The organism is Streptococcus oralis subsp. tigurinus, assembly GCF_002356415.1.
GTDB lineage: Bacteria > Bacillota > Bacilli > Lactobacillales > Streptococcaceae > Streptococcus > Streptococcus oralis_F.
The window spans coordinates 832,453-858,645 of record NZ_AP018338.1; the positions used below are offsets into that span (position 1 = coordinate 832,453).

Sequence of the window (26,193 nt, forward strand, 5' to 3'; positions counted from 1 at the left end):
TCATTTTTTTTTAGGGGAATCCCCAGACACTTTCATTCTATCACTTTTAAAAAGCTTTGTCACGAATATTCTATTCGGTTATCGATGTAAACGTTTTAGTGGTTTTCAAAGACTGAAATGAAGGACAAATTATGGTATAATATATCTAATTACTAATAGTGAAATGAGGCATTTATTAATGCAGGATAGAAATTTAGTGAATGTCAATCTGACAAAGGAGATGAAGACCAGCTTTATCGATTACGCCATGAGTGTTATCGTTGCGCGGGCTCTTCCTGATGTTCGAGACGGTTTAAAACCTGTTCACCGCCGTATTCTTTACGGAATGAATGAACTAGGTGTTACACCAGACAAACCTCATAAAAAATCAGCCCGTATTACAGGGGATGTTATGGGTAAATACCACCCACACGGGGATTTATCTATTTATGAAGCCATGGTTCGTATGGCTCAGTGGTGGAGCTACCGTTACATGCTTGTCGATGGACATGGAAACTTTGGTTCCATGGACGGGGATGGTGCCGCCGCACAGCGTTACACAGAAGCACGTATGAGCAAGATTGCTCTTGAAATGCTTCGTGACATCAATAAAAACACAGTTGATTTCGTAGACAACTACGATGCCAATGAGCGTGAACCCTTGGTCTTGCCGGCTCGTTTTCCAAACCTTTTGGTCAATGGGGCAACTGGTATCGCTGTTGGGATGGCAACCAATATCCCACCTCACAACTTGGGTGAAACCATTGATGCAGTGAAGTTGGTTATGGACAATCCTGAAGTGACGACTAAGGACTTGATGGAAGTCTTGCCTGGTCCAGATTTTCCGACTGGTGCTCTTGTCATGGGGAAATCAGGTATCCATAAGGCTTATGAGACTGGTAAAGGTTCGATTGTCCTCCGTTCTCGAACGGAGATTGAGACGACTAAGACAGGACGTGAGCGCATCGTGGTAACAGAATTTCCTTATATGGTCAATAAAACCAAGGTCCATGAGCATATCGTTCGTTTGGCGCAAGAAAAACGAATTGAGGGCATTACAGCTGTACGTGATGAATCCAACCGTGAAGGCGTTCGCTTTGTAATCGAGGTTAAACGCGACGCCTCTGCCAACGTTATCCTTAACAACCTCTTCAAGATGACCCAGATGCAAACCAATTTTGGTTTCAACATGTTGGCGATTCAAAATGGCGTGCCAAAAATCTTGTCCCTTCGTCAAATTTTGGATGCTTATATCGAGCACCAAAAAGAAGTGGTTGTTCGCCGTACTCGTTTTGACAAGGAAAAAGCAGAAGCGCGTGCGCACATCTTAGAAGGTCTTTTAATCGCTCTGGATCACATTGATGAAGTGATTCGTATTATCCGTGCTAGTGAAACGGATGCGGAAGCGCAAGCTGAGTTGATGAGCAAGTTCAAGCTTTCTGAACGCCAAAGTCAAGCTATCCTTGATATGCGTCTTCGTCGTTTGACAGGATTGGAACGTGATAAGATTCAGTCTGAATATGATGAGTTGATTGCCTTGATTGCAGATTTGGCTGATATTCTTGCCAAACCTGAGCGCGTGGCTCAAATTATCAAAGAGGAATTGGACGAAGTTAAACGCAAGTTTGGAGACAAGCGTCGTACGGAGTTGATGATTGGAGAAGTCTTAACTCTTGAAGATGAAGATTTGATTGAAGAAACTGATGTCTTGATTACCCTATCTAACAAGGGCTATATCAAACGTTTGGACCAAGGTGAGTTTACCGCACAAAAACGTGGTGGCCGTGGAGTTCAAGGTACGGGAGTTAAGGATGATGACTTTGTGCGTGAGTTGGTTTCAACCAGCACCCATGATCATTTGCTCTTCTTTACCAATAAAGGGCGCGTATACCGACTTAAAGGTTATGAAATCCCTGAATACGGTCGTACCGCTAAGGGCTTGCCAGTTGTTAATCTTTTGAAGTTGGACGAAGGTGAGAGTATTCAGACCATCATCAACGTTGAGTCTGAACGTAGTGATGACGCCTATCTCTTCTTTACAACTCGTCACGGTATCGTGAAACGAACCAGTGTTAAAGAGTTCGCTAATATTCGTCAAAATGGACTTAAAGCCTTGAATCTCAAGGATGAAGACGAATTGATTAATGTCTTGCTGACAGAAGAAGATACAGATATTATCATTGGTACCAAGTTTGGTTATGCTGTTCGCTTTAATCAATCAGCTGTTCGTGGCATGAGTCGTATCGCGACAGGTGTTCGAGGAGTCAATCTTCGTGAGGGAGACACAGTAGTTGGTGCTAGTGTGATTACAAACCAAGATGAGGTTCTTATCATCACTGAAAAAGGATATGGTAAACGTACACTTGCTACGGAATATCCTACCAAAGGCCGTGGTGGTAAAGGGATGAAGACAGCCAATGTTGCTGAGAAGAATGGTCCTCTGGCAGGTCTCCTCACTGTTAAGGGGGATGAAGACCTGATGATTATCACAGATACAGGTGTCATGATCCGTACAAACGTTGCCAATATTTCACAAACTGGACGCTCAACTATGGGAGTTAAGGTGATGCGTCTAGATCAGGATGCTAAGATTGTGACCTTTACAACGGTTGCTGCGGCAGAAAAAGAAGAAGTTGGGACTGAAATTGAAACAGAAGGTGAAGCATAATGTCTCATAGAAGAACGAAAAATAAAAAGAGTAAGAAAAATAAGCGCAGAAATCTATTTATCAATATTTTAGCGGGTTTCTTAATTCTTTTATCGCTAGCTTTGATTTTTAATTCAAAGATTCGTGATCTCTTTTTGGTATGGAATACCAATAAATACCAAGTCAATCAAGTGACCAAGGAAAATATTGATGAAAACCTGAAATCCGAAGGGAATTTTGATTTTGACTCTGTAAAGTCCATTTCATCTGAAGCTGTTCTTGCTTCACAATGGGATGCCCAAAAGCTTCCAGTTATCGGTGGGATTGCTATTCCTGAAGTGGAGATAAACTTACCGATTTTTAAAGGTTTGGATAATGTAAACCTGTTCTATGGAGCAGGGACCATGAAACCAGATCAAAAAATGGGAGAAGGGAACTATTCTCTAGCCAGTCACCATATCTTTACTGCTGAAAATGCCAGTCAAATGCTCTTCTCACCTTTGGTCAATGCCAAAGCAGGTATGAAAATTTATCTGACGGATAAGGATAAAGTTTATACTTATGAGATTACAGAAGTAAAACGTGTTACACCAGACCGTGTAGATGAAATCGAAGATCGTGATGGCGTGAAAGAAATCACCTTGGTAACCTGTGTAGACTATGATGCAACCGAACGAATTATTGTAAAAGGGATTTTTAAAGAATCAAAAGCCTATTCGGATACATCTGAAGATATTTTGAAGGCCTTTAATCAACCGTATAGACAACGATATTAAGTTTGAAAAAAACCAGTGAAACCATTTGTTTTACTGGTTTTTATATAAAGAAAAGTAGATGTTGGAAAATCTCTAAGAGAAAGAATGAGGAGTATTATATGTGAAATAGTTGAAACAAAATTTTTAGATTTTTGCAGAAAACGCTTTCTAGAAAACTAAAAATATGTTATAATTATCACAAATAAAAAGTTTTAGGAGTTTTCTATGGTCTCTTCAGAATTTATCTCAAAGATTGAATTTGCTTGTAAGAAGAAAGAAAGTCTTTATAGCCAAAGTAAGTTTAAGTATGCGATTCGTTCCATGTTTGCAGGTGCCTTTTTAACATTTAGTACGGCTGCGGGCGCAGTTGGGGCTGACTTGATTAATAAGATCGCACCAGGCAGTGGACGCTTCCTTTTCCCATTTGTTTTTGCTTGGGGATTGGCCTACATTGTTTTCTTGAATGCTGAGCTGGTAACTTCAAATATGATGTTTTTGACAGCTGGTAGTTTCTTGAAAAAAATCTCTTGGAGAAAAACAGCTGAGATTTTACTTTACTGTACCTTGTTCAACCTTATCGGAGCTTTGATAGCAGGTTGGGGCTTTGCCCACTCAGCAGCCTATGCAAATCTAACACATGATAGCTTCATTTCAGGGGTTGTAGAGATGAAGTTAGGTCGTTCCAATGAGTTAGTCTTACTTGAAGGTATTTTAGCCAATATCTTTGTAAACATTGCCATTCTTTCATTTGTTTTGGTGAAAGACGGTGGGGCTAAACTTTGGCTTGTTTTGTCAGCAATTTACATGTTTGTATTCTTAACAAACGAACACATTGCTGCGAACTTTGCTTCTTTTGCGATTGTTAAGTTTAGTGTTGCAGCAGATTCAATTGCTAATTTTGACATACCTAATATTCTTCGTCACTGGGGTGTAACCTTTGTCGGAAACTTTATCGGAGGAGGTCTCTTGATGGGCTTGCCTTACGCCTTCCTCAATAAAAACGAAGATACTTATGTCGATTAAAGAAATGAGCACGAGTTAATCGTGCTTTTTTGTTTGATGTGTATGACTAGTCATAGTTGTTCCTTATATCAAAATATAGAAAAACAGTATTGGAAAAGACTAGCCTAAGATGATACAATATCCCTAATGAAGCTATTTGGAGGTCGTCATATGACTCGTGATTTTAAATTTGAAACCCTACAATTACATGCTGGGCAAGTAGTTGATCCAGCTACTAAATCTCGTGCAGTACCGATTTATCAAACTACATCCTTCGTTTTTGATGACACGCAAGAAGGTGCCGATTTGTTTGCTTTGAGAAAACCTGGCAATATCTATACTCGTATTACCAACCCTACAACAGCGGCATTTGAAGAAAGAATCGCAGCTCTTGAAGGTGGTGTTGGAGCACTAGCGACAGCATCAGGTATGGCTGCTATAACCTACACTATTTTGGCGCTTGCTCACGCAGGTGACCATGTGGTGGCTGCGTCAACTATTTACGGTGGTACTTTCAATCTCTTGAAAGAAACCCTTCCTCGTTATGGAATCACAACTACCTTTGTAGATGTGGATAATTTGGAAGAAGTGGAAGCAGCTATCAATGACAATACAAAGCTTGTCTTGATTGAAACCTTGGGGAATCCCTTGATTAACATTCCTGACTTGGAAAAATTGGCTGAGATTGCGCATAAACACCAGATTCCTCTCGTTTCGGACAACACTTTTGCCACACCATATTTGATTAACGTCTTCTCTCACGGTGTAGATATTTCCATTCACTCAGCAACTAAGTTTATCGGTGGGCATGGTACGACTATTGGTGGAGTGATTGTTGATAGTGGTCGTTTTGACTGGGAGGCTTCAGGGAAATTCCCTCAATTTGTTGAGGAAGACCCAAGTTACCATAACTTGAGCTATACTCGTGATGTGGGTGCGGCAGCCTTTATTATCGCTGTTCGTGTTCAATTGCTTCGTGATACAGGTGCTGCCTTGTCGCCATTTAATGCCTTTCTCTTGCTTCAAGGGCTTGAAACTCTCTCTCTTCGTGTGGAACGTCACGTGCAAAATGCAGAGAAAATTGTTGATTTCCTTGTAAATCATCCTAAGGTAGAGAAGGTAAATTATCCAAAACTAGCTGACAGTCCATATCATGCCTTGGCTGAGAAATATTTGCCAAAAGGTGTTGGTTCAATCTTTACCTTCCATGTTAAAGGCGGAGAGGCAGAAGCTCGCGAGGTAATTGATAATTTGGAAATCTTCTCTGACCTTGCAAACGTGGCAGATGCCAAATCTCTTGTTGTCCATCCTGCGACAACCACTCACGGTCAGTTGTCAGAAAAAGATCTAGAAGCAGCAGGTGTCACACCAAACCAAATCCGCTTGTCTATCGGTCTTGAAAATGTAGAGGATTTGATTGAAGATTTGCGTTTGGCCTTGGAAAAAATTTAAAGTAACAGATATAAACAGTGGGTTTCGACTCGCTGTTTTTGATTTTCCCTCAGGCATGATATAATGGTTACAGAAGTCTAGAAAGAGGAAGGTTATGAACGAAATCAAATGTCCCAACTGTGGGGAAGTCTTTACAGTAAATGAAAGTCAGTATGCCGAACTTTTATCCCAAGTGAGAACAGCTGAGTTTGATAAGGAATTACACGATCGAATGAAGCAGGAGCTGGCCTTGGCTGAGCAAAAGGCCATGAATGAGCAACAGTCTAAACTGGCTCAAAAAGACCAAGAAATCGCGCAACTGCAGAGTCAAATCCAAAACTTTGATATAGAGAAAGAGTTAGCTAAGAAAGAAGTGGAACAGACAAGCCATGAGGCCTTATTAGCAAAGGAAAAGGAAGTGCAGGCCTTGGAAAGCCAATTGGCCACCTTGCGTTTAGAGCATGAAAACCAACTCCAAAAGACTCTCTCTGATTTAGAAAGAGAGCGTGATCAGGTCAAAAATCAGCTCCTCTTGCAAGAAAAGGAAAATGAGTTATCTTTGGCTTCTGTTAAGCAGAATTACGAAGCCCAGCTTAAGGCAGCCAGTGAGCAAGTCGAATTTTATAAGAATTTCAAAGCCCAACAATCCACAAAAGCTATCGGTGAAAGTCTGGAACAGTATGCAGAGAGTGAGTTTAACAAGGTTCGTAGTTTTGCCTTTCCAAATGCCTACTTTGAGAAGGATAACAAGGTCTCTGCGCGTGGATCTAAGGGAGACTTTATCTTCCGTGAATGTGATGAAAATGGAGTGGAAATTATTTCCATCATGTTTGAAATGAAAAATGAAGCGGATGGAACAGAGAAGAAGCACAAGAATGCCGATTTTTACAAGGAATTAGACAAGGACCGTCGGGAAAAGAACTGTGAGTATGCTGTGTTGGTGACCATGTTAGAAGCAGATAACGATTACTTTAACACAGGGATTGTTGACGTCAGTCACGAGTATGAAAAGATGTATGTGGTCCGTCCTCAATTCTTTATTCAGTTGATTGGGCTTTTGCGTAATGCGGCGCTTAATTCTCTCAAGTACAAGCAGGAGTTGGCCTTGGTTCGCGAGCAGAATATCGATATCACGCATTTTGAGGAAGATTTGGATGCCTTTAAACTAGCCTTTGCCAAGAACTACAATTCAGCTTCAACTAACTTTGGTAAAGCCATCGACGAAATTGATAAGGCCATCAAACGCATGGAAGAGGTTAAGAAATTCCTAACCACATCCGAAAACCAACTCCGCCTCGCCAATAACAAATTGGAAGATGTTTCAGTTAAAAAACTAACTCGTAAAAATCCAACTATGAAAGCCAAGTTCGAAGCATTGAGGGGGGAGTAGAAAGCAGTGGAAAATGAATTATTAGTATTGAATACTGAAGAAGTAAATGAGTCCGAAAATTTAAACTATGATGAGTTAGAAGAACTGTTAGAACAGCAATTTACAATGGAGTTTTCTAATCTTGAGAAATTAGAAGTAGATTGTAAAGTAATTAGTTCACCCGATAAATTAGGAGATGTTATTTTAGATGAAATTTGGAATCAATTCGGGAATCAAATTGGTTTAGATATGACAAGTGATACGCTTCTTAAGCAGTATAACGATAAACATCCTAATGGTTATACAAAAGAAGAGGGTGCTAAAATAATGAAAGATAAAAGGTATACTGATGCAAATAATGCTATGAAAGAAAAGCAAAAATCTGGAAATTTAAAGGATGAATATACTGGAAAAACTTTAAAATTAAATGAAAACGCAAATTTGGATCACGTTGTAGCACGTAAACAAATTTTTGAAAATTCTTGGAGAAAGATTGCTGATATAGATACTGCAGATTTAGCAAACAAAAAGGAAAATTTAGCAGCAACTAATGAATCACTTAATAAAAGTAAAGGTGCAAAATCTAATAGCGAGTATATAAAGGATAGAGAAGTAAGAGAAAAAAATCTAAAAGAACAAGTTGAAAGAGCTAATAAAAAAATTGACAAGAAGGATATTTCAGATTCCGAAAAACGAAATCTTAAAGCTATAAACGAAAAAAGATTAAATGATAAATACATTTTGCATGATTCTGCAAAAGAAACATTAAAAAAATATTTAGAATTACATAGTAACAATCCTGAAAATAAAAATGCAAATGGGCGATTTGTAAGAAATGTATTTGATAGGATAGCACGTTCTAGCGCACGTGTAAAAAAATGCTACAAAGTAAAATTGAGCAATTGCGCGATGATTTTGAGCGTGAACGTACTCAACTAGTGGATCAAATCGATCAAAAAGACAAGCAGATTGCTGACATGATCGGAATCTATCATTTAGAGGTAAAAGTAATGGAGGGAATTTAAATGGGATTTAGGATATTCATGCTAATCGTAGTTTTACTTATTCCGTTAACTATGCTTTTATTTGGCTGGCTATTTTTCAGGAGAACACCGAAAGAAATCAATTATGTATTCGGATACCGAACAAAAAGGTCCATGAGGAATGAAGAAACATGGAAGTTTGCGAATCAATATTTTGGGAAAGTATGGTATCTTTGCGGACTACTTTCAGCGCCTCTCTCCGTGATTGCCATGGCCATTGTTTTTGAAAAGGGAACGGAGACAATGAGTACTGTTGGCTTTATTATCACGATGATTCAGACAATCCCTTTAGTTGGCGCGATGATTTCAACAGAGATTGCATTGAAGAAAAACTTTGATGAAAACGGGAGAAGGAAATAAACGAGGTATATCCATCACTAGAAGAAAAGCAGCAAATCTTTTGTTACATTTGTTACAAAAGATAATTACATTACAATTCTTGAAGAAGATATTTCATGAATGAAATCAGAAAGCAACACATGAACGGTATTATCAACTTAAAAAAAGAAGCGGGGATGACCTCGCATGACGCGGTTTTTAAACTGCGTAAGATTTTGGGAACCAAGAAGATTGGTCATGGTGGGACCTTGGATCCGGATGTAGTGGGAGTTCTGCCAATCGCGGTTGGCAAGGCAACCCGTATGGTCGAATTTATGCAGGACGAGGGCAAGGTCTATGAGGGAGAGATTACTCTGGGCTATTCAACGACGACCGAGGATGCTAGTGGGGAAGTGGTCGCAGAGACTCTTGTTTTGTCGCCCTTGGATGAAAAGCTTGTCGATGAAGCGATTGCGAGTCTGACTGGGTCTATTACTCAGATTCCACCTATGTACTCGGCTGTCAAGGTCAATGGTCGTAAGCTCTATGAGTATGCGCGTGCAGGTCAGGAAGTGGAGCGCCCAGAACGTCAGGTGACTATTTATCAATTTGAGAGGACGAGTCCGATTTCTTATGAAGGCGAACTTGTACGTTTTACTTTTCGTGTGAAATGCAGTAAGGGAACTTATATCCGTACCTTGTCAGTTGACTTGGGAGAAAAGCTTGGTTACGCGGCCCATATGTCCCATCTGACACGGACTAGTGCTGCAGGGTTACAACTGGAGGATGCTCTTACCTTGGACGAAATTGCTGAAAAAGTGGAGGCTGGTCAGCTGGACTTTCTCCATCCTCTTGAAATTGGAACGGGGGATCTTGTCAAAGTTTTCCTAAGTCCAGAAGAGGCTACAGAAGTGCGCTTTGGTCGTTTTATCAAGCTAGACCAAACAGATCAAGAACTGGCTGCCTTTGAGGGGGATAAATTGCTAGCCATTCTAGAAAAAAGGGACAATTTTTACAAACCAAGGAAGGTTTTTAGCTAGTTTAACTAGAGTGTGGGGATGGAATCGTTTCCCCCTAGACTATCCAAATCAGACTATAAATTTTGAAAAAAATATGATAGAATAGACGACGGATAAAAAAACGGAGGATAGCATGCAAAATAGACCAATCATTATCGGAGTGACAGGTGGTTCTGGTGGTGGTAAGACCAGTGTTTCAAGAGCCATTTTATCGCATTTTCCTGATGAAAAGATTTCCATGATTGAGCATGATTCATATTACAAGGATCAGTCTCACTTGACCTTTGAAGAGCGTGTCAAAACCAACTACGATCATCCTTTTGCTTTTGATACAGACTTGATGATTGAGCAGATAAAGGAATTGTTGGCAGGGCGTCCGGTGGACATTCCAACTTATGACTATACAGCGCATACACGGAGCAGCAAGACCTATCGTCAGGAGCCTCAAGATGTCTTTATCGTTGAGGGAATTTTGGTCTTGGAGGACAAGCGTCTGCGCGATTTGATGGATATCAAGATTTTTGTGGATACGGATGATGATGTGCGCATTATTCGTCGGATCAAGCGTGATATGGAAGAGCGTGGCCGTAGTCTAGATAGCGTTATTGATCAGTATTTGGGTGTGGTTAAACCTATGTATCACCAGTTCATCGAGCCGACCAAGCGCTATGCGGATATCGTCATTCCTGAGGGAGTTAGCAATACAGTCGCTATTGACCTTTTGACAACCAAGATTGCAAAGATTTTGGAAGAAGCTCGTAACAGCAAATAATCAGATGAGGAGGCTTGGCCTCCTTTTTCTATTTTTCCTTTCGTTTCGGTATGTAAAAGGAGATTTTTAATCATATTTTTGGTATAATAATACCCATGGAAAAGCAAGAAAATGAATAGTAGGTGGAGATGGAAAAGTATTTATCAGTAACAACTTTGACCAAGTATCTGAAAATGAAATTCGATAAAGACCCTTACTTGGAACGGGTCTATTTAACTGGTCAAGTTTCCAACTTTCGTAAACGACCTACACACCAATATTTCTCCCTAAAAGATGACCACGCAGTCATTCAAGCGACCATCTGGTCAGGGATTTACCAGAAATTAGGCTTCGACCTCGAAGAAGGAATGAAGATCAATGTGATTGGGCGAGTTCAGGTTTATGAGCCGAGCGGGAGCTACTCCATCATCATTGAGAAGGCTGAACCTGATGGAGTTGGGGCTCTTGCGATTCAGTTTGAACAACTAAAGAAAAAACTAACGGAAGAAGGTCTTTTTCAAGAACGGTTCAAGCAACCTCTTCCCCAGTTTGCTAAGAGAATTGGTGTAGTAACCAGTCGCAGTGGTGCTGTTATTCAGGATATTATCACGACCGTCAGCAGACGTTTTCCAGGTGTTGATATCCTTCTCTATCCGACAAAGGTGCAGGGTGATGAAGCTGCTGAGGAAATTGCTCGAAATATTGCGCGTGCCAATCAACGTGAGGACCTAGATGTTCTCATCATTGGTCGTGGTGGTGGTTCCATCGAGGATCTCTGGGCCTTTAACGAAGAAATTGTGGTACGGGCTATTTTTGAATCCCGTTTGCCCATCATCTCTAGTGTTGGTCATGAGACGGATGTGACCTTGGCAGACTTTGTGGCCGATCGTCGAGCTGCGACGCCAACAGCTGCGGCTGAATTGGCAACGCCTGTGACTAAGTTGGATGTGTTGACCCATTTGCAAAATCAAGAAAAGCGGATGGCGACAGCAGTTCAGAATGTCCTGTCAAGAAAAAAAGAAGCTTTGAAAAAATGCAGTCAGTCAGTCATCTTTAGACAGCCAGAGCGCTTGTATGATGGTTATTTGCAACGATTAGATCAACTACAACTGCGCTTAAAACAAAGTTTGCGAACACGAATTTCTGATAGCAACCAGCTAGTTCAAGCAAGGACGCATCAACTAGTCCAATTATCACCTGTTACCAAAATCCAACGCTATCAGGATCGCTTAAGCCAGTTGGATAAGCTCTTACGTAGCCAAATGGCGTTGGTTTATGATGCTAAAGTTGCTGAAGTGAAGCGACTTTCAGAAGCTCTGCTGATGTTGGATACCAGTCGGATCGTGGCGCGTGGCTATGCAATTGTCAAAAAAGAAGAGTCAGTTGTGGATTCGGTTGAGAAGTTGAAGAAAAAAGACCAAGTGACGCTTTTGATGCGAGATGGTCAAGTAGAATTAGAGGTTAAAGATGTCAAAACAAAAGAAATTTGAGGATAATCTAGCAGAACTTGAGTCCATTGTCCAAAGTTTAGAAAATGGCGAAATCGCTCTAGAAGATGCGATTGCGGCCTTTCAAAAGGGCATGGTTTTGTCAAAAGAGCTCCAAGCGACGCTGGACAAGGCTGAAAAGACCTTGGTTAAGGTCATGCAAGAAGACGGAACAGAAAGTGATTTTGAATGAAGAAGCAAGAAAAATTAGCTCTTGTTGAGTCGGCTTTGGAAAATTTTTATGGAGACCAGCAGTTTGCCTCTAGTTTGCGAGAGTCCGTTCTCTATTCCATTCATGCTGGTGGCAAGCGTATTCGGCCTTTTCTCTTGTTAGAAGTTCTGGAAGCCTTGCAAGTAGTTATCCAACCAGCACATGCTCAAGTGGCAGCGGCCTTGGAAATGATTCATACAGGAAGCTTGATCCACGATGACCTTCCTGCTATGGATGACGACGATTATCGTCGGGGACGCTTGACAAATCATAAGAAATTTGGCGAAGCTATGGCCATTTTGGCAGGTGATGCTTTGTTCCTAGACCCCTATGCCTTGATAGCGCGGGCAGATTTACCAAGTCAGATCAAGGTGGACTTGATAGCCAAATTATCCCTTGCGTCAGGTAGTCTGGGCATGGTGGCAGGGCAGGTTCTGGACATGGAGGGTGAACGTCAGCACTTGTCTTTGGCAGAACTCCAGACCATTCATGCCAATAAGACTGGGAAATTACTAGCTTATCCCTTCCAAGCAGCTGCTATCATAGCTGAATTAGAACCAGAAATCCAAGTAAAACTGAAAACTGTGGGTGAATTGATTGGGCTGGCCTTTCAAGTCAGAGATGATGTACTGGATGTGACAGCTAGTTTTGAGGAAATCGGCAAAACACCACAAAAGGATTTACAAGCTGAAAAATCAACCTATCCTGCCTTGTTGGGCTTGCAAGATGCCATTGCCTTTTGTAACGAAACTTTGGATCAAGCTAATGAAAAATTAGAAGAAATTGCCCAGCAGGTTCCCTTTGAAACAGAATCGATTGTGAAAGTAGTAGAAAGTTTGAGAATCAATGGCTAAGGAAAGAGTGGATGTACTAGCTTATAAGCAGGGCTTGTTTGAAACACGTGAACAAGCCAAGCGGGGTGTTATGGCAGGGCTTGTTGTGGCTGTTCTTAATGGAGAGCGTTTTGACAAACCAGGAGAGAAAATCCCAGATGATACTGAGTTAAAACTCAAGGGTGAAAAACTCAAGTATGTCAGCCGAGGTGGTTTGAAACTGGAAAAGGCTTTGCAGGTCTTTGAATTGTCAGTGGAAGGGGCAACTACGATTGATATAGGAGCATCTACTGGTGGCTTTACTGATGTGATGCTACAGAATAGTGCTGAGTTAGTCTTTGCAGTCGATGTTGGCACCAATCAGTTGGCTTGGAAATTACGTCAAGACCCACGGGTTGTCAGCATGGAGCAGTTTAATTTTCGTTACGCTGAAAAGACTGATTTTGAGCAGGAACCGAGCTTTGCCAGTATTGATGTGAGTTTCATTTCCCTAAGTTTGATTCTACCAGCATTGCACCGTGTCTTGGCTGATCAAGGTCAGGTCGTGGCTCTGGTTAAGCCCCAATTTGAAGCAGGTCGTGAGCAGATTGGGAAAAATGGGATTATTCGTGATGCCAAGGTTCATCAAACTGTCCTTGAATATGTCACTGCTATGGCAGTTAAGCAAGGTTTTTCAGTGCTTGGTTTGGACTTTTCTCCCATCCAAGGTGGACATGGAAACATCGAATTTCTGGCATATTTGAAAAAGGAAGAGGGAGCAAGTAATCAAGTTGCCCCTGAAATAGAAAAAGTTGTAGAGAGAGCACATAGAGAATTTAAAGATGAATAAAAAAGAGAGACTTGAAAAAATTAGAAGATTTGTTACGGATTACCAAATCGGGACTCAGGAAGAAATCGTTGAGCATTTGAAGGAAGCAGGTATTTCTGCTACGCAGGCCACTGTCTCAAGGGACATCAAGGAGCTTGGTATTGTTAAAATTCCTTTGAAGAACAACACATATATCTATGAGTTGCCAAAATCAATCGTCAAAAGTTTGCAGTTGGCTGAGGACAATATTGTGAGTTCCGAGCTAATGGGAAATATGATCAACCTTGCTGTCATTCCTGGAAATACTATTTTTGTGAAGAGTCAGTTGGTTGAAGCATTTTCTGAACAGATTTTTAGCTGTCTAGCTGATGATGATTCTATCTTAATTGTAGCTAGAACAGCAGAGGCAGCTGAAGAAATTGTTGAACAAGTCAAAAAATGGTAGGTCAGTATGTTACTTGAAATTTCGATAAAAAACTTTGCCATTATTGAGGCGATTTCCCTCAATTTTGAAAAGGGTATGACTGTTTTGACCGGGGAAACGGGTGCTGGAAAGTCTATCATTATCGACGCTATGAATCTCATGTTGGGGGCTCGTGCAACGACAGACGTTATTCGTCACGGTGCTCCTAAGGCAGAGATAGAGGGACTTTTCTCAGTTGAAAATAGTCGCCTTTTACAGGAACTTTTTGAAGAGCAAGGTTTGGAAATGGGTGATGAAATTATCATCCGCCGGGAAATTTTGCAAAATGGTCGTAGTGTTAGTCGTGTGAATGGTCAGATGGTCAATCTTTCTGTCTTGCGTGCCATTGGGCAACACCTTGTGGATATCCATGGTCAGCATGACCAAGAGGAGTTAATGCGTCCTCAACTGCACATCCAGATGTTGGATGAGTTTGGTGATGCAGCTTTCTTGGACTTGAAGGAGACCTATCAGACGAGCTTTGATGCCTATCGTAAAATGCGCAAGCAGGTTTTGGAAGTTAAGAAAAACCAGCAAGAACACAAGGCTCGTATTGAGATGTTGGAATTTCAAATGGCAGAGATTGAGGCTGCAAACTTGCAGGCTGGTGAAGACTTGGCTCTCAACCAAGAACGAGATAAGCTTCTCAATCATAAGAACATTGCGGATACGCTAACCAATGCCTATAGTATGTTGGACAATGAGGAATTCTCCAGTCTTGCTAATGTCCGTTCAGCCATGAATGACATGGAAAGTGTCGAAGAATTTGACCCTAAATACCGTGAAATTTCAAGTTCTCTATCAGAGACCTACTATGTTTTAGAAGATATTACAAAGCGTTTGGAAGATATTATTGAAGATCTAGATTTTGATGGCAATCGCCTCATGCAGGTTGAGAATCGCCTAGATCTTCTGAATACTATTTCCCGTAAGTACGGTGGAACTGTGGATGATGTCCTGCTTTATTTTGCTAAGATTACGGATGAGTACAATCTCTTGACGGGTAATAACCTTTCTTCCGAAGACATGGAAACAGAGCTCAAGAAATTGGAAGTTAATCTTGTTGATTTGGCAGGGCAGCTTGCAACAGCTCGTCATGATTTGGCCCAGCAGCTTGAAGCAGAAATTAAACAAGAACTGCAAGACCTCTATATGGAGAAGGCTCAATTTCAAGTTCGCTTTAGTAAGAGCAAGTTCAGCCGTGAGGGGAATGAAACAGTTGAGTTTTACATTTCCACCAACCCTGGTGAAGACTTTAAACCCTTGGTTAAAGTTGCGTCCGGTGGGGAATTATCCCGCCTCATGCTAGCTATTAAATCCGCCTTTTCTCGTAAGGAAGGTAAGACTAGTATTGTCTTTGATGAGGTGGATACAGGTGTTTCAGGTCGTGTGGCCCAAGCCATCGCTCAAAAGATTCATAAGATTGGTCAGCATGGTCAGGTTCTTGCTATTTCTCATCTACCACAAGTAATTGCCATCGCGAATTATCAATTCTTTATTGAGAAGATTAGCGATGAGCACTCAACAGTTTCGACTGTTCGTCTCTTAACTTTAGAAGAGCGAGTAGAGGAAGTCGCTAAAATGTTGGCTGGGGAAAATGTAACCGAAGCTGCCCTTACTCAAGCTAGAGAATTATTGCAAACGAGGATGAAATAAATGACAGACTATTATGTAATTGGAGATGTCCATGGAAAAGCAGGTATGCTGGAAGACCTTCTCAAAACATGGGATGGTCACACCCAGTTGCTTTTTCTAGGGGATTTGATTGATCGAGGTGAAGATAGTCGCCGTGTTCTAGAAATGGTTAAGGACTTGGTGGATAATCAAGGGGCTATCTGTCTATCAGGAAACCACGAGTATATGTTTTTGACTTGGTTGGACCACCCTGAAGAAAGCTATGACCACTATCGTCGAAATGGTGGTGATACAACCATTAACTCAATCCTAGGGCGTCCTTTGGATGCACCAGTTGATGGCGTAGAAGATGCCAAACGGGTTGCGACTGAAGCAGCAGACTTGGTCGAATTTATTCGTCAAATGCCATTTGTAGTAGAGACAGACAAATATATCTTTGTTCACGCAGGTATTGATTTAACTTTGGATGATTGGCATGAAACAACAGATTATAAGAAAGTCTGGCTCAGAAAACCATTCCACGAAGCCGAAAATCATACTGGAAAAACCATTGTCTTTGGGCATACACCGGTTTATGGTTTGCTCAAGCAAGACCGAGGTACTGCTGAGCTTTGGATAACAGAGGATGGCAAGATTGGCATGGATGGAGGAGCTGTTTATGGTGGTGTCCTTCATGGGATCGTCTTTACTGACCAAGGTATGACCGAACACCACTTTATCGAAAATGATGGTTTTATTGCCGAAGATTAGTACTCCTAGCAGGGTATGGTCTTGTCAAAATGTTAAAAACAATTTATAATTAATAGATACCCTGAAAGGAAGAGCAGCATGAACTTAGAAGAATTAAAAAAACGACAGGAGAAGATTCGAAACTTCTCTATTATCGCCCATATTGACCATGGGAAATCAACCCTAGCAGACCGCATTTTAGAAAAGACGGAGACCGTTTCTAGTCGTGAAATGCAAGCCCAGCTTCTGGATAGTATGGATCTTGAGCGTGAACGTGGGATTACCATTAAACTTAATGCTATCGAGCTCAATTACACTGCAAAAGATGGCGAAACCTATATTTTCCACTTGATTGACACACCTGGGCACGTGGACTTTACCTATGAAGTTTCGCGTTCACTAGCAGCCTGTGAAGGGGCGATTTTAGTGGTTGATGCGGCCCAAGGGATTGAGGCGCAAACTCTTGCTAACGTTTATCTAGCCTTGGATAATGATTTGGAAATTCTGCCAGTCATTAACAAGATTGACCTACCAGCAGCTGATCCAGAGCGTGTGCGTACAGAGATTGAGGATGTAATTGGTTTGGATGCTAGCGAAGCGGTCTTAGCTTCAGCCAAAGCTGGTATTGGTATTGAAGAAATTCTTGAGCAGATCGTAGAGAAAGTTCCCGCACCAACTGGTGATGTTTCAGCTCCATTAAAAGCCTTGATTTTCGACTCAGTTTATGATGCCTATCGTGGGGTTATCCTCCAAGTGCGTGTCATGGATGGAGTGGTTAAACCTGGTGATAAGATTCAGCTCATGAGCAATGGCAAGACCTTTGATGTGACGGAAGTTGGTATTTTCACGCCGAAAGCAGTAGGACGCGATTTCCTCGCGACTGGTGACGTTGGTTATATTGCGGCTTCCATCAAGACGGTTCAAGACACTCGCGTCGGCGATACAGTTACCTTGGCAACCAATCCAGCAGCAGAACCACTACATGGCTACAAGCAAATGAATCCTATGGTCTTTGCAGGTCTTTACCCAATCGAGTCAAATAAGTACAATGACCTACGTGAAGCCCTTGAAAAATTGCAGCTCAACGATGCCAGCCTTCAGTTTGAACCAGAAACATCTCAGGCGCTTGGATTCGGTTTCCGTTGTGGATTCCTTGGGCTTCTCCATATGGATGTTATCCAAGAGCGTTTAGAGCGTGAGTTCAATATTGACCTCATCATGACAGCTCCGTCTGTTATTTACAAGGTTAATCAAACTGACGGTGAGTCTATGGATGTGTCAAACCCCTCTGAGTTTCCAGATCCAACCAAGATTGCGACCATTGAAGAACCGTATGTTAAGGCGCAAATCATGGTACCGCAGGAGTTTGTCGGAGCAGTTATGGAACTAGCTCAGCGCAAGCGTGGGGACTTTGTAACCATGGACTATATTGATGATAATCGTGTGAATGTTATCTATCAAATTCCACTTGCTGAAATCGTCTTTGACTTCTTTGATAAGCTCAAGTCTTCGACACGTGGTTATGCAAGCTTTGACTACGAATTGTCAGAGTACCGCCCATCTAAGCTGGTCAAAATGGATATCCTTCTCAATGGAGACAAGGTGGACGCCCTCAGCTTTATCGTTCACAAGGATTTTGCCTACGAACGTGGGAAACTCATCGTGGACAAGCTCAAGAAAATCATTCCTCGTCAACAATTTGAAGTGCCGATTCAAGCAGCTATTGGACACAAGATCGTGGCTCGTACTGATATCAAGGCCCTTCGTAAGAACGTACTTGCTAAGTGTTATGGAGGTGACGTTTCTCGTAAACGCAAACTCCTTGAAAAACAAAAAGCTGGTAAGAAACGCATGAAAGCTATCGGATCAGTAGAAGTCCCACAAGAAGCCTTCCTTAGCGTCTTGAGCATGGATGAAGAATAGAAATAAAAAAAACAAAACTCTTGAAGATTTTTCAAGAGTTTTTGCTTTAAATGTGAGCAATAAAATCGGAAACTAACAGAATAGATTAGGTAAGAATTTGACAGAAGTTCTTATTTTTCTTATAATGCAGATGGAGAGGTGGTAGGATGAAAAAATTATTGATTTTAGGTACTGTAGTTACTGTTAGTGCTTTTTTAGCTTCATGTTCCAATAATTCGCAAACAGCAACCGAAGAAAGTTCGACTGCGGTTGTTAGTTCTTCTAGCAGTCAGGAAACGAGTGGCTCTAGCTCTGCCGTTTCTGAAGCGAAAAAGGAAGAGATGCAAATCATCGGTTCGAATGAATATGGATTTGTCAAGGTACCCAAATCATGGGTTCGATTCCATGAAGTAGAAGGTGGAAATGATATACAGTATTGTGATGGAACAGATATCAACATTGTTACGCTGAATACCTTCAAGGCTGATCAGTTCAATATCAGCGAAGAAGAATATGCTAAACTGGATGTTGTGACTGTCTCATCTAGTATTTTAACTTCCAAAGAACAAAGCTCTGATTTCAGTAAGGTTTGGGGCTCTAAATCGACCATTGGAGGCTATGAAGCCTATGTTGTCAATGCAATTGCTAAGTCAGGGAAATACCTCGTTACCTGGGTTTTCCGATCAAATGATGGTAAAATCCGCTATGTTTCACTTGAAGGGGATGGGGAAACTTTAAAAACAATCTTACCGATGATTGAAAGTAGCTGGTCAACTACTAAAGCTGAATAAATGAAAAAAGAAGATCCTTGGTCTTCTTTTTATTTTTTTTTACGAATAGATAGATGAGTAGAAAAAGAAATGGAGTTGTATATGAAGATCACAAACTATGAGATTTACAAATTGAGAAAAGCAGGGCTGACCAATCAACAGATTCTAACTGTTCTTGAATATGATGAGACTGTAGATCAGGAGCTCTTGCTGGGTGATATTGCAGAAATATCGGGATGCTGTAATCCTGCAGTTTTTATGGAACGCTATTTCCAGATAGATGATGCACAGTTGGAGAAGGAGTTCCAAAAATTTCCTTCCTTTTCTATTCTTGATGACTGTTATCCTTGGGATCTGAGTGAGATTTATGATGCTCCAGCGCTCTTGTTTTATAAAGGAAATCTAGACTTGTTAAAGTTTCCGAAAGTTGCTGTTGTAGGGAGCCGTTCATGTTCTAGTCAGGGAGCAAAGTCGGTTCAGAGAGTCATCCAAGGTTTGGGAAACGAGTTGATCGTGGTCAGTGGCTTGGCTAAAGGAATTGATACAGCCGCCCATATGGCTGCACTCCAGAATGGAGGAAGAACGATTGCAGTGATTGGAACAGGATTGGATGTATTTTATCCCCGAGCCAATAAACGTTTGCAGGAACACATTGGCAATCACCATTTGGTACTTAGCGAGTACGGTACAGGTGAAGAACCCTTGAAATTTCACTTTCCAGCTCGAAATCGTATCATAGCAGGACTGTGTCGTGGGGTTATTGTAGCAGAGGCAAGGATGCGTTCGGGCAGTCTCATCACCTGTGAGCGTGCTATGGAGGAAGGGCGCGATGTCTTTGCCATTCCAGGGAACATTTTAGATGGCCATTCAGATGGCTGTCACCACCTAATCCAAGAGGGAGCAAAACTGGTCACCAGCGGTCAAGATGTGCTGGCTGAGTTTGAATTTTAATACCCTTCTAAAATCTCTTCAAACTACGTCAGTTCTATCTACAACCTCAAGACAGTATTTTGAGCAGCTTGCGGTTAGCTTCTTAGTATATTCTTTGGTTTTCATTTAGTATAAGAAGAAATTTCGCTCACTAGATAAACTTTTCTTCTATATATAGGAGCTAAGTCTTGACAGTTATGGCAAAATGGTTTACACTTTATAAAGTTTATTACTTTGAAAAGGTGTGATAGTGTGGCTACGGCAACAAAGAAGAAAAAATCAACAGTTAAAAAAAATCTAGTCATCGTGGAGTCGCCTGCTAAGGCGAAAACGATTGAGAAATATCTAGGCAGAAACTACAAGGTTCTAGCCAGTGTCGGGCATATCCGTGATTTGAAAAAATCCAGTATGTCGGTCGACATTGAAAATAACTATGAACCGCAGTATATCAATATCCGAGGCAAAGGTCCTCTCATCAATGACTTGAAAAAAGAAGCCAAAAAGGCCAATAAAGTCTTTCTGGCGAGTGACCCGGACCGTGAAGGAGAAGCAATTTCCTGGCACTTGGCTCACATTCTCAACTTGGACGAGAATGATGCCAACCGTGTAGTCTTTAATGAAATTACTAAGGACGCTGTAAAAAATGCCTTTAAAGAACCTCGCAAGATTGATATGGACTTGGTCGACGCCCAACAAGCTCGTCGAGTCTTAGACCGCTTGGTAGGCTATTCGATTTCGCCTATTTTGTGGAAAAAGGTCAAGAAGGGCTTATCAGCAGGACGCGTGCAGTCGGTTGCACTTAAGCTTATCATTGACCGTGAAAATGAAATCAATGCCTTCCAACCAGAAGAATACTGGACAATTGATGGTGTCTTTAAGAAGGGAACCAAGCAATTTCAAGCTTCTTTCTATGGTATGAATGGCAAAAAGATGAAATTGACTACCAACGAAGAAGTCAAAGAAGTCTTATCCCATTTGACTAGCAAAGATTTCACAGTAGACCAGGTAGATAAGAAAGAGCGCAAACGCAATGCGCCCCTACCTTATACGACTTCAACCATGCAGATGGATGCGGCTAACAAAATCAATTTCCGTACTCGAAAGACCATGATGGTGGCTCAACAGCTCTATGAAGGGATCAATATCGGATCAGGCGTGCAAGGTTTGATTACCTATATGCGTACAGACTCGACTCGTATCAGTCCTGTGGCTCAGAATGAAGCGGCAAGCTACATTAACGACCGTTTTGGTAGCAAGTATTCCAAGCATGGTAGCAAGGTCAAGAATGCCTCAGGTGCTCAGGATGCCCACGAAGCCATTCGTCCATCTAGTGTCTTTAACACACCTGAAAGCATCGCTAAGTACTTGGACAAAGACCAGCTCAAACTTTATACCCTTATCTGGAACCGTTTTGTAGCGAGCCAGATGACGGGAGCTATCTTTGATACCATGGCTGTCAAGCTCTCTCAAAATGGAGTTCAGTTTGCAGCGAATGGAAGCCAAGTTAAGTTTGATGGTTATCTTGCTATCTACAATGACTCTGACAAGAACAAAATGTTGCCAGATATGGCTGTTGGAGATGTGGTCAAGCAGGTCAATAGCAAGCCAGAGCAACATTTTACCCAACCACCTGCTCGCTATTCAGAAGCGACTCTTATCAAGACCTTGGAAGAAAATGGGGTTGGACGTCCGTCAACCTATGCTCCGACTATTGAAACTATCCAAAAACGCTACTACGTTCGTCTGGCAGCTAAACGTTTTGAACCAACAGAGTTGGGGGAAATTGTTAATAAACTCATCGTTGAATACTTCCCAGATATCGTCAATGTGACCTTCACAGCTGAGATGGAAGGAAAACTGGATGATGTCGAAGTTGGTAAGGAGCAGTGGCAACGTGTCATTGATGAATTTTATAAACCATTCTCCAAAGAAGTAGCCAAGGCTGAATCCGAAATGGAAAAAATCCAGATCAAGGATGAGCCAGCTGGATTTGACTGTGAAGTTTGTGGCAGTCCGATGGTGATTAAGCTCGGTCGTTTTGGTAAATTCTATGCTTGTAGTAATTTCCCAGACTGCCGTCACACACAAGCGATTGTTAAGGAGATTGGTGTTGAGTGTCCAAGCTGCCATCAAGGACAAATCATTGAACGCAAAACCAAGCGCAATCGTATCTTCTATGGTTGCAATCGCTATCCTGAATGTGAGTTTACTTCTTGGGACAAACCAATTGGCCGTGATTGTCCAAAATGCGGACACTTCCTTGTGGAGAAAAAAGTCCGTGGTGGTGGCAAGCAGGTTGTATGTAGTAATGGCGACTACGAAGAAGAGAAAATTAAATAAAATGAAGAGTCCTGAAAATGAATTTCAGGCTCTTTTTTGTTGATGCTTGACAAATTTCCCCCTTGTATGCGAAACTAGAGGAAGAGTAATTTATCTAGGAGAAATCATGCGTATTATTTATCTCTGTATTGGCTTTATTTCACTGGCTTTAGCTGTTATTGGAGTTGTCCTACCACTTTTGCCAACAACACCCTTTCTTTTGTTAGCTATCGCTTGCTTTTCAAAATCTTCTAAGCGTTTTGAAGACTGGCTTTATCATACAAAGCTTTATCAGACTTATGTAGCTGATTTTCGGGAAACCAAGTCAATCGCGCGAGAACGCAAGAAAAAAATCATCGTATCTATCTATATCTTGATGGGAATTTCTATTTATTTTGCCCCTCTTTTGCCTGTTAAAATCGGTTTGGGAGCCCTGACCATCTTTATCACCTACTATCTCTTTAAAGTCATTCCTGACAAAGAATAGATAAAAATAGTAGTTATTTGCCTTGATAAAAATGAAAGCATATTTAAAATAATATGATATAATAAATTCAAAGAAAACATCGAGGAGAATCAAATGATTTACGAATTTTGTGCTGAAAATGTGACCTTACTTGAAAAAGCGATGCAGGCTGGAGCTCGTCGAATCGAACTTTGTGATAATCTAGCAGTTGGTGGGACAACACCAAGCTATGGAGTGACTAAGGCAGCTGTTGAACTGGCAGCTAACTATGATAGCACCATTATGACCATGATTCGTCCCCGTGGTGGCGACTTTGTCTATACTGATCTTGAAATAGCAATTATGCTGGAAGACATTCGTTTGACTGCTCAGGCTGGAAGTCAAGGAGTAGTTTTTGGGGCATTGACTGCCGATAAGAAGTTGGATAAGGCTAATCTTGAGAAGCTGATTGCCGCATCTAAAGGGATGGAAATTGTCTTTCACATGGCCTTTGATGAATTGAGTGATGAAGAGCAATTGGAGGCTATTGACTGGCTAAGCCAAACTGGTGTTACTCGTATCTTAACTCGCGCTGGTGTGTCTGGGGACTCACTAGAGAAACGTTTTGCTCACTACCACAGAATTTTGGAACATGCAGCTGGTAAAATTGAAATTCTACCAGGTGGGGGGATTGACCTTGACAACCGTCAAACCTTTATCGACCAGCTGGGCGTGACACAATTGCATGGAACTAAGGTTGTCTTTTAAAAAATAGAAAGGAACTGCTAGCTTTTGGTAGCAGTTTTAACTTATGTTTGAAATTTTTAAATCCTATCAGTTTAATAAAGAAAAAGCCCATGCCTATGGTTTTGTAGAAAATGAGGAAGTCTGGACTTACAGTTGCCAGATTTTGCAGGGTGACTTTTTCATGACAGTCTCCATTACTACTGATAATGTGAGTTTTCAGGTCTTTGACCAGGAAACGGGTGACCTCTATCCTCAAGTACATATGGAAAGTATGCGGGGAAGTTTTGTAGGAAGTGTCCGCGAGGCTTGTTTGGAGATTCTCTACCAGATTCGGAAGGATTGCTTTGATGTGCAGGATTTTATCTGTCCTCAGACTAAGCGAATCATGTCTAAAGTTCAGGAAAAGTATGGTAATCAGTTGGAGTATCTGTGGGAAAAGTCGCCTGATACAGCAGTGTTAAGACATGAAGGAAATAAGAAGTGGTATGCTGTTATGATGAGAATCCCATGGGATAAGCTGGAAAAGGGCAGAGAAGGGCTAGTCGAAGCAGTCAATATCAAACACGATCAAGTGGCTGACTTGCTTTCAAAAAAAGGCATTTATCCAGCCTTTCATATGAACAAACGCTACTGGATTAGTCTGGCGCTTGATGATAGTTTGCTAGATGAAGAAGTGTTAGAACTCATCGAAAGAAGTTGGAATTTGACTGTGAAAAAATAAGGAAAGTTACTTGAGTTTTCAAATACTTTCAATTAGCAAAATATTCTTTACTGAAGAAATTTTCAGAAAATATTGGATTTTTTCTTGACAAGAGATTTTTCCTATGCTAAAATACTTAACAAGACATCAAACGAAGGAGAAAGTCAAACATGAAAACAGCTAAGTTTAATCAATTTGCTTTGTTGTTGAGGTACTCGGGCTAGTGCAAAAGCATTAGTCCTGTTTGGCTTACCAAGCGGGAGTAAATCAACATCTCGCTTGGGTTTCTGAGCGAGATGTTTTTTTAAAACCATATTTGGAAAAGGGGAAATCTTATGCGAACAGTTGAATTTCTAGATACCAGCCTTCGAGATGGAGAGCAGACACCTGGCGTTAACTTTTCAATCAAGGAAAAAATTGCAATTGCAAGGCAGCTGGAGAAGTGGGGCATTTCAGCCATCGAAGCTGGTTTTCCAGCTGCTAGCCCAGACTCATTTAAGGCAGTTCAGGAGATTGCTAAAGTCTTGAAGAAAACGGCGGTAACTGGTCTAGCACGTTCGGTCAAGTCTGATATTGATGCTTGTTATGAGGCGCTCAAGGATGCCAAGTATCCTCAGGTTCACGTCTTTATCGCCACCAGTCCGATTCACCGTAAGTATAAGCTCAATAAGAGCAAGGAAGAGATTTTGGAAGCAATCAGTGAACATGTTTCTTATGCTCGTTCTAAGTTTGAAATCGTCGAATTCTCTCCTGAAGATGCGACTAGAACAGAGTTGGATTTCCTCTTGCAAGTCGTTCAAACAGCGGTGGATGCTGGTGCGTCTTATATCAATATCCCTGACACGGTTGGATTCATCACGCCAGAAGAGTACGGAGCTATCTTCAAATACTTGATTGAGAATATCAAGACGGATCGTCAGATTATCTATTCACCTCACTGTCATGATGACCTCGGAATGGCAGTGGCTAACAGCCTTGCTGCTGTCAAGAACGGTGCAAGACGTGTTGAAGGGACTATCAATGGTATTGGGGAGCGAGCTGGGAATGCTGCTTTGGAAGAAATAGCAGTGGCCCTCAATATTCGCCAAGATTACTATCGGGCAGAGACAAGTATTGTCCTAAATGAAACCATTAATACGTCAGAAATGGTTTCTCGCTTCTCTGGTATTCCAGTTCCTAAAAACAAGGCTGTCGTTGGTGGTAATGCCTTCTCTCACGAGTCTGGTATTCACCAAGATGGAGTTCTTAAAAATCCTCTTACCTATGAAATCATTACACCTGAATTGGTCGGTGTCAAGAGTAACAGTCTTCCGCTTGGAAAATTGTCAGGTCGCCATGCCTTTGTTGAAAAACTAAGAGAACTGGCCCTAGATTTTACAGAAGAGGATATCAAACCACTCTTTGCTAAGTTCAAGGCACTAGCAGACAAGAAACAAGAAATCACAGATGCAGATATTCGTGCGCTGGTCGCTGGAACCATGGTTGAAAATCCAGAAGGCTTCCACTTTGATGATTTACAACTTCAAGCTCATGCAGACAATGATATTGAAGCGCTTGTTAGCCTGGCTAATATGGATGGTGAGAAAGTTGAATTTAATGCGACAGGGCAAGGTTCCGTTGAAGCAATCTTTAACGCTATCGATAAGTTCTTTAACCAATCCGTCCGTTTGGTGTCCTATACCATTGATGCTGTGACAGATGGAATTGATGCTCAAGCTCGTGTCTTGGTTACTGTTGAAAACAGAGATACAGAGACCATCTTTAACGCGACAGGTCTTGACTTCGATGTATTGAAGGCTTCGGCGATTGCTTATATCAATGCCAATACCTTTGTTCAAAAAGAGAATGCTGGTGAGATGGGGCGCAGCGTTTCCTACCGAGACATGCCTAGTGTGTAAAG

The 26,193-nt window shown here is 41.4% G+C and carries 24 protein-coding genes; all 24 read left to right on the forward strand.

What is annotated here, in order from left to right; all coding sequences use genetic code 11:
- The first annotated feature begins 178 nt into the window (after window positions 1-178).
- The 24 genes from gyrA to STO1_RS04375 all read left to right on the forward strand — a co-directional run bounded on the left by gyrA (window position 179) and on the right by STO1_RS04375 (window position 26,191).
- Window positions 179-2,647, forward strand: coding sequence for a DNA gyrase subunit A (gene gyrA, locus STO1_RS04260; RefSeq protein WP_096422083.1), 2,469 nt, complete (start codon window positions 179-181; stop codon window positions 2,645-2,647).
- Window positions 2,647-3,402, forward strand: coding sequence for a class A sortase (locus tag STO1_RS04265; RefSeq protein WP_045617298.1), 756 nt, complete (start codon window positions 2,647-2,649; stop codon window positions 3,400-3,402). The genes gyrA and STO1_RS04265 overlap by 1 nt, the downstream gene beginning before the upstream one ends.
- A gap of 204 nt (window positions 3,403-3,606) precedes the next feature.
- On the forward strand, window positions 3,607-4,404 hold the full coding sequence (locus STO1_RS04270) for a formate/nitrite transporter family protein (RefSeq protein ID WP_000254787.1): 798 nt from the start codon (window positions 3,607-3,609) through the stop codon (window positions 4,402-4,404).
- Window positions 4,405-4,554: 150 nt separating this feature from the next.
- The gene (locus STO1_RS04275; RefSeq protein ID WP_096422085.1) at window positions 4,555-5,835 is read left to right on the forward strand and encodes an O-acetylhomoserine aminocarboxypropyltransferase/cysteine synthase family protein; all 1,281 of its coding nucleotides are present in this window, start codon (window positions 4,555-4,557) and stop codon (window positions 5,833-5,835) included.
- Window positions 5,836-5,929: 94 nt separating this feature from the next.
- Window positions 5,930-7,204, forward strand: coding sequence for a DUF2130 domain-containing protein (locus STO1_RS04280; RefSeq protein ID WP_096422087.1), 1,275 nt, complete (start codon window positions 5,930-5,932; stop codon window positions 7,202-7,204).
- A 6-nt stretch (window positions 7,205-7,210) separates the two neighbouring features.
- Window positions 7,211-8,122, forward strand: coding sequence for a hypothetical protein (locus tag STO1_RS04285; protein WP_096422089.1), 912 nt, complete (start codon window positions 7,211-7,213; stop codon window positions 8,120-8,122).
- An 86-nt stretch (window positions 8,123-8,208) separates the two neighbouring features.
- On the forward strand, window positions 8,209-8,586 hold the full coding sequence (locus STO1_RS04290) for an SdpI family protein (protein WP_000506904.1): 378 nt from the start codon (window positions 8,209-8,211) through the stop codon (window positions 8,584-8,586).
- Window positions 8,587-8,705: 119 nt separating this feature from the next.
- A complete protein-coding gene (truB, locus tag STO1_RS04295) occupies window positions 8,706-9,584 on the forward strand; it encodes a tRNA pseudouridine(55) synthase TruB (protein ID WP_096422984.1) in 879 nt (292 codons plus the stop codon).
- A 112-nt stretch (window positions 9,585-9,696) separates the two neighbouring features.
- A complete protein-coding gene (gene udk / locus STO1_RS04300; RefSeq protein WP_001181369.1) occupies window positions 9,697-10,335 on the forward strand; it encodes a uridine kinase in 639 nt (212 codons plus the stop codon).
- A 128-nt stretch (window positions 10,336-10,463) separates the two neighbouring features.
- Entirely contained in the window at window positions 10,464-11,804 is a 1,341-nt protein-coding gene (xseA, locus tag STO1_RS04305; RefSeq protein ID WP_096422091.1) for an exodeoxyribonuclease VII large subunit, read from the forward strand.
- The gene (locus tag STO1_RS04310) at window positions 11,782-11,994 is read left to right on the forward strand and encodes an exodeoxyribonuclease VII small subunit (RefSeq protein WP_084944567.1); all 213 of its coding nucleotides are present in this window, start codon (window positions 11,782-11,784) and stop codon (window positions 11,992-11,994) included. Before xseA ends, STO1_RS04310 begins: the two co-directional genes overlap by 23 nt.
- Window positions 11,991-12,866, forward strand: coding sequence for a polyprenyl synthetase family protein (locus STO1_RS04315; protein WP_096422093.1), 876 nt, complete (start codon window positions 11,991-11,993; stop codon window positions 12,864-12,866). Before STO1_RS04310 ends, STO1_RS04315 begins: the two co-directional genes overlap by 4 nt.
- Window positions 12,859-13,674 (forward strand): TlyA family RNA methyltransferase, encoded by an 816-nt coding sequence (locus STO1_RS04320; RefSeq protein WP_096422095.1) that lies wholly within the window; start codon window positions 12,859-12,861, stop codon window positions 13,672-13,674. The genes STO1_RS04315 and STO1_RS04320 overlap by 8 nt, the downstream gene beginning before the upstream one ends.
- Complete coding sequence (locus tag STO1_RS04325; protein ID WP_001034390.1) at window positions 13,667-14,098, forward strand: arginine repressor; 432 nt, start codon at window positions 13,667-13,669, stop codon at window positions 14,096-14,098. The genes STO1_RS04320 and STO1_RS04325 overlap by 8 nt, the downstream gene beginning before the upstream one ends.
- A gap of 6 nt (window positions 14,099-14,104) precedes the next feature.
- On the forward strand, window positions 14,105-15,772 hold the full coding sequence (recN, locus tag STO1_RS04330) for a DNA repair protein RecN (RefSeq protein ID WP_096422097.1): 1,668 nt from the start codon (window positions 14,105-14,107) through the stop codon (window positions 15,770-15,772).
- On the forward strand, window positions 15,773-16,501 hold the full coding sequence (locus tag STO1_RS04335) for a metallophosphoesterase family protein (protein WP_096422099.1): 729 nt from the start codon (window positions 15,773-15,775) through the stop codon (window positions 16,499-16,501). It abuts the gene before it with no gap.
- Window positions 16,502-16,579: 78 nt separating this feature from the next.
- On the forward strand, window positions 16,580-18,403 hold the full coding sequence (lepA, locus tag STO1_RS04340; protein ID WP_007522109.1) for a translation elongation factor 4: 1,824 nt from the start codon (window positions 16,580-16,582) through the stop codon (window positions 18,401-18,403).
- Window positions 18,404-18,549: 146 nt separating this feature from the next.
- Window positions 18,550-19,173 carry a hypothetical protein gene (locus tag STO1_RS04345; protein ID WP_096422101.1) on the forward strand — a complete coding sequence of 208 codons (624 nt, stop codon included), beginning with the start codon at window positions 18,550-18,552 and terminating at the stop codon, window positions 19,171-19,173.
- Between the two features lie 81 nt (window positions 19,174-19,254).
- Window positions 19,255-20,103, forward strand: a complete 849-nt coding sequence (gene dprA, locus STO1_RS04350; RefSeq protein ID WP_096422103.1) for a DNA-processing protein DprA — start codon at window positions 19,255-19,257, stop codon at window positions 20,101-20,103.
- Window positions 20,104-20,334: 231 nt separating this feature from the next.
- Window positions 20,335-22,422, forward strand: coding sequence for a type I DNA topoisomerase (gene topA, locus STO1_RS04355; RefSeq protein WP_057489171.1), 2,088 nt, complete (start codon window positions 20,335-20,337; stop codon window positions 22,420-22,422).
- Between the two features lie 106 nt (window positions 22,423-22,528).
- A complete protein-coding gene (locus tag STO1_RS04360) occupies window positions 22,529-22,888 on the forward strand; it encodes a YbaN family protein (protein WP_001220350.1) in 360 nt (119 codons plus the stop codon).
- A 93-nt stretch (window positions 22,889-22,981) separates the two neighbouring features.
- The gene (locus STO1_RS04365; RefSeq protein ID WP_000638773.1) at window positions 22,982-23,614 is read left to right on the forward strand and encodes a copper homeostasis protein CutC; all 633 of its coding nucleotides are present in this window, start codon (window positions 22,982-22,984) and stop codon (window positions 23,612-23,614) included.
- A 43-nt stretch (window positions 23,615-23,657) separates the two neighbouring features.
- Window positions 23,658-24,314: an MmcQ/YjbR family DNA-binding protein gene (locus STO1_RS04370; RefSeq protein ID WP_000461561.1), complete on the forward strand. Its 657-nt coding sequence runs from the start codon at window positions 23,658-23,660 to the stop codon at window positions 24,312-24,314.
- 314 nt (window positions 24,315-24,628) lie between these two features.
- On the forward strand, window positions 24,629-26,191 hold the full coding sequence (locus STO1_RS04375; RefSeq protein WP_096422105.1) for a 2-isopropylmalate synthase: 1,563 nt from the start codon (window positions 24,629-24,631) through the stop codon (window positions 26,189-26,191).
- The last annotated feature ends 2 nt before the right edge of the window (window positions 26,192-26,193 follow it).

What these genes read in the sequence shown, in the direction of transcription:
- gyrA (WP_096422083.1), top strand. Translation starts at nt 179, where the DNA reads ATGCAGGATAGAAATTTAGTGAATGTCAATCTGACAAAGGAGATGAAG.
- STO1_RS04265 (WP_045617298.1), top strand. Translation starts at nt 2,647, where the DNA reads ATGTCTCATAGAAGAACGAAAAATAAAAAGAGTAAGAAAAATAAGCGC.
- STO1_RS04270 (WP_000254787.1), top strand. Translation starts at nt 3,607, where the DNA reads ATGGTCTCTTCAGAATTTATCTCAAAGATTGAATTTGCTTGTAAGAAG.
- STO1_RS04275 (WP_096422085.1), top strand. Translation starts at nt 4,555, where the DNA reads ATGACTCGTGATTTTAAATTTGAAACCCTACAATTACATGCTGGGCAA.
- STO1_RS04280 (WP_096422087.1), top strand. Translation starts at nt 5,930, where the DNA reads ATGAACGAAATCAAATGTCCCAACTGTGGGGAAGTCTTTACAGTAAAT.
- STO1_RS04290 (WP_000506904.1), top strand. Translation starts at nt 8,209, where the DNA reads ATGGGATTTAGGATATTCATGCTAATCGTAGTTTTACTTATTCCGTTA.
- truB (WP_096422984.1), top strand. Translation starts at nt 8,706, where the DNA reads ATGAACGGTATTATCAACTTAAAAAAAGAAGCGGGGATGACCTCGCAT.
- udk (WP_001181369.1), top strand. Translation starts at nt 9,697, where the DNA reads ATGCAAAATAGACCAATCATTATCGGAGTGACAGGTGGTTCTGGTGGT.
- xseA (WP_096422091.1), top strand. Translation starts at nt 10,464, where the DNA reads ATGGAAAAGTATTTATCAGTAACAACTTTGACCAAGTATCTGAAAATG.
- STO1_RS04310 (WP_084944567.1), top strand. Translation starts at nt 11,782, where the DNA reads ATGTCAAAACAAAAGAAATTTGAGGATAATCTAGCAGAACTTGAGTCC.
- STO1_RS04315 (WP_096422093.1), top strand. Translation starts at nt 11,991, where the DNA reads ATGAAGAAGCAAGAAAAATTAGCTCTTGTTGAGTCGGCTTTGGAAAAT.
- STO1_RS04320 (WP_096422095.1), top strand. Translation starts at nt 12,859, where the DNA reads ATGGCTAAGGAAAGAGTGGATGTACTAGCTTATAAGCAGGGCTTGTTT.
- STO1_RS04325 (WP_001034390.1), top strand. Translation starts at nt 13,667, where the DNA reads ATGAATAAAAAAGAGAGACTTGAAAAAATTAGAAGATTTGTTACGGAT.
- recN (WP_096422097.1), top strand. Translation starts at nt 14,105, where the DNA reads ATGTTACTTGAAATTTCGATAAAAAACTTTGCCATTATTGAGGCGATT.
- STO1_RS04335 (WP_096422099.1), top strand. Translation starts at nt 15,773, where the DNA reads ATGACAGACTATTATGTAATTGGAGATGTCCATGGAAAAGCAGGTATG.
- lepA (WP_007522109.1), top strand. Translation starts at nt 16,580, where the DNA reads ATGAACTTAGAAGAATTAAAAAAACGACAGGAGAAGATTCGAAACTTC.
- STO1_RS04345 (WP_096422101.1), top strand. Translation starts at nt 18,550, where the DNA reads ATGAAAAAATTATTGATTTTAGGTACTGTAGTTACTGTTAGTGCTTTT.
- dprA (WP_096422103.1), top strand. Translation starts at nt 19,255, where the DNA reads ATGAAGATCACAAACTATGAGATTTACAAATTGAGAAAAGCAGGGCTG.
- STO1_RS04360 (WP_001220350.1), top strand. Translation starts at nt 22,529, where the DNA reads ATGCGTATTATTTATCTCTGTATTGGCTTTATTTCACTGGCTTTAGCT.
- STO1_RS04365 (WP_000638773.1), top strand. Translation starts at nt 22,982, where the DNA reads ATGATTTACGAATTTTGTGCTGAAAATGTGACCTTACTTGAAAAAGCG.
- STO1_RS04370 (WP_000461561.1), top strand. Translation starts at nt 23,658, where the DNA reads ATGTTTGAAATTTTTAAATCCTATCAGTTTAATAAAGAAAAAGCCCAT.
- STO1_RS04375 (WP_096422105.1), top strand. Translation starts at nt 24,629, where the DNA reads ATGCGAACAGTTGAATTTCTAGATACCAGCCTTCGAGATGGAGAGCAG.